The sequence below is a fragment of the Microcystis sp. T1-4 genome (assembly GCF_000297435.1).
GTDB lineage: Bacteria > Cyanobacteriota > Cyanobacteriia > Cyanobacteriales > Microcystaceae > Microcystis.
Genome location: NZ_CAIP01000419.1, coordinates 44,437 through 54,006 on the forward strand (window position 1 = coordinate 44,437; position 9,570 = coordinate 54,006).

The window sequence follows — 9,570 nt, forward strand, 5'->3', positions numbered from 1 at the left end:
TCTATTAGTAGAACTTCGGTTGACGGAATTGATAAACATCAGTGATCGCCTGTACCCAACCATTAGCAACAGATTCTAATAATCGATCGCCTTTTTCTTTACTTGCATTAGTAGCATCTCCCATCACTCCACTTTTAGTTAATTCCTTAGTTAACCAAGCAAAGGGTAATTTTCCTTCCATAGTTAATAAACTATTTTCTGGCAAACCTTGGGGATATTCTCGGACAGCCCGCTCAATTTTGACCTGTTCTGGCAATAATGATAACATCATGCTAGTTTCCACATCTCCTGCATGAATACCGTATTCTAATTCATATTCCGAGAATAATTCAGCCGCATTGTGGGGAACTCGCCAAGTGAAAAAAGGAAATACTAAAAAATCGGGATATTGTTGATGAATATCCCTAGCGGCAATTTCCATAACTTGCGGTTGTCCGCCGTGGGAGTTCATTAATACTAACTTGCGAAAACCCGAACGATAGAGACTTTCCGCTATCTCTTGAATGAGAGTTAATAAGGTGGCTGCCGAGAGGGTAATCGTGCCGGGGAAAGACCAATGTTCGTTAGATTTTCCGTAGTAGAGACAGGGTAAAGCGAAAGCGGGAACATTTGTATTTAATTTCTCGAAAGCTTTGCCTAAAACCCCTAAACTAATGGCAGCATCGACGGCAATAGGGAGATGGGGTCCGTGTTGTTCGATCGCACCGATAGGTTGAATAATTACCACATTTTCCTTATCTGGCATTGAATCTATATCAGTCCAAGTAAGATAGGGAAAATAACGATGAGGGGGAATAAAACCGTGCATCATAATTTTATTAGGGATTAGGGTTAGGGGAAAAATTACTGTTTATTTGCTAATTTTATCACTAATTCTTGGCAAGGTTGCCAATCGTCTTTATCGGTCATGACTGGTCAAACCGAATCCCTATAGCAACAAAACCGGTTTCATGAATTATAATCTGCAATATCGTCGGGGAAAAACACCAGGGGTGACTTGTTTTTTTACCCTTGTTACTGATCATCTTTAAGCCTTTTCTTTTTAAGATCAGCGACCGGACTTAGACTTACAGCTTCAATCAATGTGCATGGTGCGTTCCCAAAAATCGATCGGTGGAGCAGCAAGACCCCCATGAGGGAACACACTCCACGGCGATGGCGTACTGCTACGCAGTGCCTTCGGCATCGCACTACAATTGGTCAAGCAGCATATCGTACTCTGCATGGGAACCAACCCAGAACCAAATCACCGTATCATCCTCTAATTGACCGACAGCACGATAATCCCTATTGATGCGTGCAGAATAGATGGGCAGCTGTGGATGGACTTTCTTGAATCGCAAGCTGGGATAGCTTGGGTCTTCTTTGAATTGCCGATACGCTTTACGAGTCTGATCTTGAATCGGTTTTGGAAGATCAGCAAACATCTCCCGAAAACCAGCAGTGGTCCAAGACTTCACAACGTTTCTGGGTCTAATTCTTGAGTCTTGCCCGATCGATGTTCTGCCATTGCTTCGGCTGCTAGTTTAGCCAGCAAGTTTGGTGAGCGGGTAAAGGAGTCATGCCATCGCTTTTCTTCTTCGAGTTCTGCCAAAATTATGGTTGCGATTGCGTCCTGTTGATCGGTTGACAAGGTTTTTAATTGGGCGATCGCCTGCTCAAGTCGTTCAGTCATAGACAACATCTAACGTATAGGGCTTAATATATTCTAGCTTTCACATTCCTACAGCGATGGCGTACTGTTACCCAGTGCCTTCAGCATCGCACCTAAACTCATAGCTTCAATCCCTGGGCATGGTGCGTTCCCCAAAATCGATCGGTGGAGCAGTAGGAGCCAGATTAGGGAACGCACCCTAGGGCGATAGCGTACTGCTACGCAGTGCCTTCGGCATCGCACTACCTTTTTATGTAAAGTCCCAAATCACCAAGGCTATCCCCGTCAGAGTAGCACTGCATTTTATTCATCTCAGTTAGCACACAAGTCTCTTTTAATAGACTAAAAACCCTAATTGAACCATTGGAAAGGACTTGATAATCCCATTTATAGGATGCCCCAACCAAACCAGTTTTCAGATCTTGGTAATCATGAAGTCTACCATCTTTTTGAAAGACCCTATATTTAGAAATGTATTCATTGCTAAGTCCCACATTCTACCATCTTCCTATATAATTTTGCTTGGCTGCAACAGGAGTGCTGTGAATATTCCACCCAAATGTAGAAACTATGGCGGTGGTGGTCATCAGTAATTTATGCAGTTTTTTCATGGTAATGTCCTGAATAAATAGTTAAAGGCTAAACTGGACAATTTTGGGTAGCGATCGCTCATATTATACTACGTTTACATGATTACGAGCTATCTAACACACGGTCGGGTGCAATGATTTGTTAGACCTCAAATTCGATTACAGTAGCAATGGCGGCTACAATTTCCAGCATTGTAATTTCAGAAACGCTTCCTAATTTACGAATAAACCTTTGTAAATCCACCCCCCTTAGTTGAAGAGTATCAATTGCAGAAGCTTTATTCAATCCATTGATACTGTTAGGTTCAATTTTAACGTGCCAGAAATTTGCTGAAAAATATGTTTTCCAGTCTGTAATAGGAGTAATAAGCTTGATAGGAAGCTTTCCTACTGAATCGGAACTGATGACGACGGCAGGACGCACTTTTTTGATTTCTGCACCAACAGTAGGATCGAAGTTGACTAACCAAATTTCTCCACGTTTTGGCAGCTCAGGGTTAATACTCAATGATGTCACCTGCCATTAACTCCTGCCATTCAGAATCTTGTTGATAGTGAGAGAGCATTATATCGGCTTGACTTTTGAGAATATTCCTCCGTTCAGTCATTGGTAACTTCAGAAAAGCAAGACGCTGTTTTAAGGATGGAGAGATATATTCGCTGGTAGAAGAATCAGAACTAACTTCTTCAACCAAAATAACTACCTCAACAGTTTGTCCTACAGTCAGATCTGGAGATTCAATTTCAATTCTATTTCCCGGTAGGACTTTTGCTGTCGTGTACAAAGTTGATTTAACCATTTTAAGCCTTCTCTTTAAGTATTGTTGTTAATATAGCTTATTAAGATCGGCATACTGCTACGCAGTGCCTTCGGCATCGCACTGAAAACGGAGATTTTGAAGAGATCGCACTTGAGCAATGGTTTCAAAATCACGGTCGTTGTGAATTAGAAGCAGATCATTTTCTAGTGCCGCTTGAGCAATACAGCAATCAATTGGGCTGCGAACAGTCAATCCTTGACGACGCAGATCATAGTAAATACGTGCAGCTGCTGGCCAGGAAGAAGGTGTGAGTTCAACATAATCCTGCACTTCGAGATAAGTAGAGAGGATTGTCCACTCTTGCTCGTTTAAGCTCCCTTGAAGCAGTTCCAGCTGAGTAAAGCGGGTGAGTAAAACCTCACGATTTGCAATTAACGTTTCCAGTTGCTGGCGAACTTGATCACCACGACTGCGGAAGACGCTGATTCACACAGATGTGTCAATCAGCAACATGACCGGTTTCCCGTAGGGCTTTATAATCAAAATCTGGGGCAAATTGAATTTGTCCGGCAAGGTCGAGAAGGTTTTTCTTACGGCGGGATCTTACGAATTCTTGTAGAGCAAGATTCATTAGTTCCTCTTGGGTGGTGAGGTTGGTCAGTTGAAAGGCTTCCTTGAGAAGGGATTCATCAAGGTTGAGGGTAATTTGCATAGGATGGATATTAGATTGAAGTATGGGTGATTATTCTCTTTACATTTTAATCCGATAGATGACTAACCCACCTCTGGGCATATCTTTGTTAGTTGGCCCTCAAGCCTTAAGCTACATACGGCAATGGCGTAGTGCCTTCGGCATCGTACTTAAACTCACATTTTCAATCAATGTGCATGGTGCGTTCCCAAAAATCGATCGGTGGAGCAGTAAGACTGACATTAGAGAACGCACCCTACCAGATCGGCGATCGCTACTTCAACGCTTCGATCGTAACTAAACCACCCTCAATTGCCTGAATTCGCAAATCGTATCCTCTTAAGAGCTGCATCCCAATCAACGGAACCGTCTCTGATTCGTTGATGTAAATCTCACGGTATTGCCCGTCCCAGATCACAAGCCCGATGTAAACTTCAAACGTGCAGAAAGTCCCATCGCCTAATGTCGCAAGATCTCGACCCTCCCAAATAAACCCTAACCTAGCAATTATGTCAGACGGCAAGGTGAGAAAACCTGAAAATCCTGTATCAATTACAGCATCTACTATCTGCGTTGTTTCATGGTTTCTGACTGCGATCGCCAACGTCGCCTCACACCCTTGATTTACACGACCTTGCATCATGGCTTTGTTCTCAGGCTCCTTGCGCCAAAGTGATCGACGGCTGAATGCCCAATGCGAACAAACCATGTCTGAGTATCAGGCACTCGTGCAGAAAGTTGCTTCGCTGCGCTTACCAAATCATCCGCTACTTCAAAAGCCCCTGTTTCAATGTCAATTGCCACAATTCTCCCCTGATTACCCTCCTCGACTTGGGGACGTACCTGAGATTGATAAATCTCATTACCACGTCGAGCAAATTCTTCTTTACTGTAGCGGGGTTGTCGAACTGTCATTGAAGCGACCCTGGGGCGACTTTTGCCCCTCTATTTTAATCAAACATGGGGAATCTTCCCTAACATTCCTCAACTGGTTCCACCAGAGCGGCATCGTACTTAAACTCACAACTTCAATCAATGTGCATGGTGCGTTCCCAAAAATCGATCGGTGGAGCGGTAGAAGTTAGATTAGGGAATGCACCCTACAAGAACGGCGATCGCACTTGATTTAAGGTTGGTTCTGTCTCAAGTGTCAAAGTAGTCATGCCATGTATCGAGTAATGTTGTTTGATGTTCTATCACCAGCCTATCAATTTGATTCAACTCATGTTCTTTAAAGCCTATGTTAAAATTATAGTGGTTGGGCTTATCAACTCCGCCTATGGATGAAAGCTTTGAATGGGATGAAGATAAAAATCGTTTAAACCAACAGAAACACGATGTTTCCTTTGAATTAGCCCAATACGCATTTTTTGACCCCAAAAGAGTTATCGTACAAGATCTGGCTCACAGTCAAGAAGAAAATCGATTTTACTGTATGGGGCAAGTCGATGAAGGAATTATCACGGTACGCTTTACTTACCGGGAAGGAAAAGTTAGAATTTTTGGAGCTGGTTATTGGCGAAAAGGACGTAAACTATATGAACAGCAAAATAACTTATACTGATGAACCAATGGAACTGGGACAAGTCGTTAAAGATTTTTTACCGCCTCCAGACCAGTTAGTTCCTAAAGGTAAAACCAAAACTACTCAAGTAACATTAGAATCAACAGAAGAAAGTGTAACCTTCTTTAAATCTCAAGCAGCTCGAAAGCAAATTACTTAGGAAAAAATAATCGAATTACTGGTGGAACAATATGCTCATGAATGTATATCTGATGGTTAAACGCTTCATAAGAGTATTGTCTAACCGACATTATAGCTAACTTGAAAAAGGTACGTTACACGCGCGTTTTCGCACCCTACAAGATCGGCATCGCACTTAAACTCACAGCTTCAATAAATGTGCATGGTGCGTTCCCCAAAATCGATCGGTGGAGCAGTAGGATCCAGATTAGGGGACGCACCCTACGGCAACTAAAAATGGTTAAAAAGTTGTTTTTCAGCTTGTAAGGGATCTTTTATATTTAATTGATGTCTTGCCTTTTCTATAAGTTCTTGGGTTTTGTATGCACCGAAAATCATATTTGCCAATAATGCTAAACTGAACCACCACCAGGTTGGAAATATAGTATTCATTATAGACAAGATTAGTACACTAATTGCTTGATTGCGAGGTTCATCACCTTCTAATTTAGTTTTTGTAACACTAATTATACCTCCAATGAAGGGAATCAAAAGCCAAAATAGCCAGTGCGCCCATATTCTAGCTTTCGCAGCATAGAGCAGCTTTATTCTAGCATCCTCTTGAGAGGCCGGTGCTGGGGAATAAGGACTTGTTGTTTCAACTCTTTCTTTTTGAACATTTCTATAAGTAGTCGGAAACGGGGGAGGTAATTCGCGTGGAATGGGTGGAGGTGCATCCTCTGGTAGAATATCGTTTAATTCAGTTTGGCTCAGGGGTTGCCATTCTTTCATACCTTTTTTCCAAACTAAAGTATTTTCATTAATATCACCTTGATTGGCTAAAGATTCCATCTCTTCAAGACTGAAACTGCCTCTTTTTTGATTGTCTTCTATAAAGTACCACATAACTTTTGAACCTATCTACTAATAGTCTGTTTGGATGATAAAAAAAACAAAATTATTCACTGCATTTTAAAAATGATATTGGGCTTTGTTCTCCTAATAACAGTAAACTTATCGCCATTAATTGCGAAACCTTAATGGATATAGCCTCGTTAAGTTACTCCTGAATTTCTGTCTAACTACATATTATAGGTCAACTCTCTGTATAACACTCTTCAGAGTAACGATATGGGTCAACTTTCTGCATATCACTCCATTTAGGCGCAATCGCAAGAAGTTCTTCGTCTATCACGCCCAAAAGCGTGTTAACCAGATGAGCTTACTGCAAACAATCTCCTTTTAAGGAGACTTATCACAGAAGCCTTCTAGGGTTCTAGCAAAGATTCTTAGATATGGCTGCACTTTGTCACAAAATTTCACTATTATTTTGACACTCTTAATGGTTAGAAGGGAAACATTGATCGCCAAGTCTGGTCAATTTTTTTCCAACGCATTTCAGGACATGACCTGCATAAGTAGCTAGACATAATAGACCTCTTGTAAAAATCAAAAATTGTTGTTAGGGTGAGGAGTCAGTAGCCAGTGGTCAGTAGTCAGGAGAATTAAGAATGAATAATAATTAACTAAATGGTCTATTTACAGATTTTATGTCATTTAATCCTTATTATTGTCGTTTTTAAACCCTCAAAAATTAATTATACAAGAGGTTTAATTAATTACACATATTTAACTACCTCTTGCCTATTTTAACCAAGAAATTAACTTTGCACCACTACTTATTACTTAATTACTGTTTATTTTGTAATTTTATCACTAATTCTTGGAAAGGTTGCCAATCATCTTTATAGGTAATGGCTTCCCAAACCGATTCGATTAGCGGTCTAAGTAAAGCAGTTTTAGGATTATAATGCGTTAAGGTGTCCCCAATTTGAACCAAAGAATCTGAGGGTAATTGATTTAAGACCAAACTATATAACTCTCGCCAACGTTGCCAATCAGCTTTCGGTAAATCCATATTTTCAATAATTAGAGAACTATTTTCTCGCCAACCGTAATTAAATTGTTCACTTAATTGATAGAAAAAGTCGTGATAACCGAGGCCAGTTTCTTGGAGAATTTCCACGGTTTTGCTGACCAATAAAGCAGATTCGGGAGTAAAAATATCCTCAAAACCTAACTTTTTGAGCATCATTTTTTGATAATAAAAATTGTAATGCTGGTCATATTTAGCCAAAGCCATATCTAACTCTAACAAGGACACGACCATCGACAGGGGAGATTGCAGTAACTCTAGATTTAAGCGACAGATAAAAGGCTGATTGCCATAACTATAACGGCCGCCGTAGTCGAAATAGGCCGCCGTAAATTGGGGGTTATAGGAAGGAATAAAAGCGTAGGGACCATAATCGAAACTTTCCCCAGTAATTGACATATTATCGGTATTGAGAACCCCATGACAAAAACCTGCGGCCATCCATTGGGCTGCTAATTTAGCGGTTCTTTCGAGCAAAGCGGCGTAAAATTTTAAATAGCGATCGCTATCTTGGGGATTGACTTCGGGATAATAATAAATAATCACATGATCGAGGAGTCTTTTAATTAAATCGCTACGTTTAATATGAAATAAACGCTCAAAAGTCCCAAAACGAATATGAGAATTACTAACTCGAATCATCACCGAAGATCGCGTCGGGGAAGGTTCATCGCCGCGCCAGAGGGATTCCCCTGTTTCCACCAAACTCAAACAGCGAGAGGTATTCACCCCTAAACCGCGTAAAGCTTCCGCGGCTAAGACTTCTCTAACTCCACCCTTGAGAGTTAACCTACCGTCAGCATGACGGGAATAGGGGGTCCGTCCCGATCCTTTCGTACCAAAATCGTATAATTTGCCATCAATACCCCTAACTTGACCGTAGAGAAAACCGCGACCATCCCCCAAAAAAGGATTATACTCGCCAAATTGATAACCATGGTAACGCAGGGCCAAAAAGGGGGTCAGGGATTGAAATTTACCAAAAGCCTCGATAAAATGCTCATCTAAGGTTAATTCTGGCTGGATTCCCACCAAAGGTAATAAAGCATCATTGCGAAAACGAAGGATATGACTGGGAAAATCCGCAGCCGCAACTTGATCATAGTATTGGTCCCCCAAGTCCTGCATGGCGCTTTCGTAGGGGAGACTGAGAAAGGGATTGGTGAGATGGTCTTGGTCTGTCATAGTGGTGGTGTCGATCGAGCTTTGAGGCGATAAAGTGATAAAGATAGCCAAAAAATTTTCCTAGTGAGACTATCAAACAGCGATGCCCGATTCTATTATGTATCAAGGGGACTATTTTCTTGTCCTTGAGGCCGATCAACCTGAACAATTCCAGACTCCCGACCAGTTGCGGGATAAGTTAAAAGATTTAATCACCGCAAAACCGGAGATTTGTCCCCGACAATTGGCGAAATTCTCTAGTTTTGAGGAAAAAGCTCTCTATCTGCGCGATAATTACTGTGAGTTAGACCTGGGTGAGGAGGGTTATTTACAATGGTATCTAGTGCGTTTGGAAAAATAAGTAAACCCGCTTTTTAACTTTTTACTTTCTAACTTGATCATTATGGGAGAAATAGAAGATTTACTGGCACAAATGAAGGCAGAATACCAGAAACGGGATCAGGAAAAACCGATGCCGTCCCCTTCTTCTCGCCAAGAAAAAGATCGTTACCCAGACGAATTTAAGGTTAATTATGCTGGCGATTCTGCTACCGATGCGCTTTTAAAAGCTTTAGCCTTAGAAAACCAAGAAAGGCAACAACAGGAGGCAGCGGAAAAAGAAAAAGCAGCGGCATTAAAAAAGCAGCGTAAGCGAGAAGCTTTAACTAGAAAGGCGAAGCAATGGTTAGATAAGTTAGATGCCAAATCGGAGGAAGGACGCTGGTTTGAGGAGTTTTCCTATAGCTACGATTCTCCTTTAGAAGCGGCGATCACCTATCTAGAAGCTTTGGGAGAAGTGGATATTTCTAAATGATCAGGTCTAATTTAAAGTTGTGGGTAAATTGGCCGCATCAAAAACTTGATTATGCCACCAAATATTATCACCGGCTATAATATTTGTGCCGTAACGAGGGACGATGCCATAAACAGTGCCGGGGTCATAATCCAAAGCTTGACTGATGAGATTGTAGAGACGTTGTAGATCAAAACCCCGGGGGTCACAATGGGGATATTTTCCTTGATTAATCAGAAAACTATCCACGGCAAAATGGCTGACAATTTGCGGTAATTGTCCCGTTTGTAACCCACA

15 protein-coding genes and 1 pseudogene are annotated in these 9,570 nt (G+C 41.4%); 4 read left to right on the plus strand and 12 right to left on the minus strand.

Features of this window, described 5'->3' with window-relative positions:
- Nucleotides 1-4: 4 nt before the first annotated feature.
- From MICAI_RS20595 to MICAI_RS20640, 9 genes are all read right to left on the minus strand, one after another.
- Nucleotides 5-811 (minus strand): creatininase family protein, encoded by an 807-nt coding sequence (locus MICAI_RS20595; protein ID WP_008206679.1) that lies wholly within the window; start codon nucleotides 809-811, stop codon nucleotides 5-7.
- A 379-nt stretch (nucleotides 812-1,190) separates the two neighbouring features.
- Nucleotides 1,191-1,460 (minus strand): type II toxin-antitoxin system RelE family toxin, encoded by a 270-nt coding sequence (locus tag MICAI_RS20600; RefSeq protein ID WP_008206682.1) that lies wholly within the window; start codon nucleotides 1,458-1,460, stop codon nucleotides 1,191-1,193.
- Nucleotides 1,457-1,675: a hypothetical protein gene (locus MICAI_RS20605; RefSeq protein WP_039900617.1), complete on the minus strand. Its 219-nt coding sequence runs from the start codon at nucleotides 1,673-1,675 to the stop codon at nucleotides 1,457-1,459. The genes MICAI_RS20600 and MICAI_RS20605 overlap by 4 nt, the downstream gene beginning before the upstream one ends.
- Nucleotides 1,676-2,386: 711 nt before the next feature.
- Nucleotides 2,387-2,761 (minus strand): type II toxin-antitoxin system PemK/MazF family toxin, encoded by a 375-nt coding sequence (locus MICAI_RS20615; RefSeq protein ID WP_008206686.1) that lies wholly within the window; start codon nucleotides 2,759-2,761, stop codon nucleotides 2,387-2,389.
- Complete coding sequence (locus MICAI_RS20620) at nucleotides 2,742-3,044, minus strand: hypothetical protein (RefSeq protein WP_002775120.1); 303 nt, start codon at nucleotides 3,042-3,044, stop codon at nucleotides 2,742-2,744. The genes MICAI_RS20615 and MICAI_RS20620 overlap by 20 nt, the downstream gene beginning before the upstream one ends.
- 57 nt (nucleotides 3,045-3,101) lie before the next feature.
- Complete coding sequence (locus MICAI_RS20625; protein ID WP_255348765.1) at nucleotides 3,102-3,491, minus strand: type II toxin-antitoxin system VapC family toxin; 390 nt, start codon at nucleotides 3,489-3,491, stop codon at nucleotides 3,102-3,104.
- Between the two features lie 13 nt (nucleotides 3,492-3,504).
- Nucleotides 3,505-3,717: a type II toxin-antitoxin system VapB family antitoxin gene (locus MICAI_RS20630; protein WP_002758634.1), complete on the minus strand. Its 213-nt coding sequence runs from the start codon at nucleotides 3,715-3,717 to the stop codon at nucleotides 3,505-3,507.
- A gap of 253 nt (nucleotides 3,718-3,970) precedes the next feature.
- Nucleotides 3,971-4,339, minus strand: a complete 369-nt coding sequence (locus MICAI_RS20635; protein ID WP_036399304.1) for an aspartyl protease — start codon at nucleotides 4,337-4,339, stop codon at nucleotides 3,971-3,973.
- Entirely contained in the window at nucleotides 4,336-4,611 is a 276-nt protein-coding gene (locus tag MICAI_RS20640) for a hypothetical protein (protein WP_002737737.1), read from the minus strand. Before MICAI_RS20640 ends, MICAI_RS20635 begins: the two co-directional genes overlap by 4 nt.
- A 364-nt stretch (nucleotides 4,612-4,975) precedes the next feature.
- On the opposite strand from MICAI_RS20640, the gene MICAI_RS20645 reads away from it, so the two are divergent.
- Nucleotides 4,976-5,260: a BrnT family toxin gene (locus MICAI_RS20645; protein WP_008206693.1), complete on the plus strand. Its 285-nt coding sequence runs from the start codon at nucleotides 4,976-4,978 to the stop codon at nucleotides 5,258-5,260.
- Nucleotides 5,261-5,267: 7 nt separating this feature from the next.
- Entirely contained in the window at nucleotides 5,268-5,420 is a 153-nt protein-coding gene (locus MICAI_RS20650; protein WP_232306246.1) for a hypothetical protein, read from the plus strand.
- Nucleotides 5,421-5,671: 251 nt separating this feature from the next.
- Here MICAI_RS20650 and MICAI_RS20655 read toward each other — a convergent pair whose 3' ends face one another.
- A complete protein-coding gene (locus MICAI_RS20655) occupies nucleotides 5,672-6,286 on the minus strand; it encodes a DUF4339 domain-containing protein (RefSeq protein WP_004160520.1) in 615 nt (204 codons plus the stop codon).
- Nucleotides 6,287-7,070: 784 nt separating this feature from the next.
- A complete protein-coding gene (locus tag MICAI_RS20660) occupies nucleotides 7,071-8,552 on the minus strand; it encodes a protein adenylyltransferase SelO (RefSeq protein WP_198285315.1) in 1,482 nt (493 codons plus the stop codon).
- 31 nt (nucleotides 8,553-8,583) lie between these two features.
- Here MICAI_RS20660 and MICAI_RS20665 point away from each other — a divergent pair, with 31 nt between their 5' ends.
- Together MICAI_RS20665 and MICAI_RS20670 are read left to right on the plus strand one after the other, a co-directional pair.
- Complete coding sequence (locus tag MICAI_RS20665; RefSeq protein ID WP_002781847.1) at nucleotides 8,584-8,841, plus strand: chlororespiratory reduction protein 7; 258 nt, start codon at nucleotides 8,584-8,586, stop codon at nucleotides 8,839-8,841.
- Nucleotides 8,842-8,883: 42 nt separating this feature from the next.
- Nucleotides 8,884-9,294: a salt stress protein, Slr1339 family gene (locus MICAI_RS20670; RefSeq protein WP_008206701.1), complete on the plus strand. Its 411-nt coding sequence runs from the start codon at nucleotides 8,884-8,886 to the stop codon at nucleotides 9,292-9,294.
- A gap of 6 nt (nucleotides 9,295-9,300) precedes the next feature.
- Here the strand turns inward: MICAI_RS20670 and MICAI_RS20675 are convergent.
- A pseudogene (locus MICAI_RS20675) lies at nucleotides 9,301-9,570 on the minus strand (hypothetical protein); the annotation flags it as partial.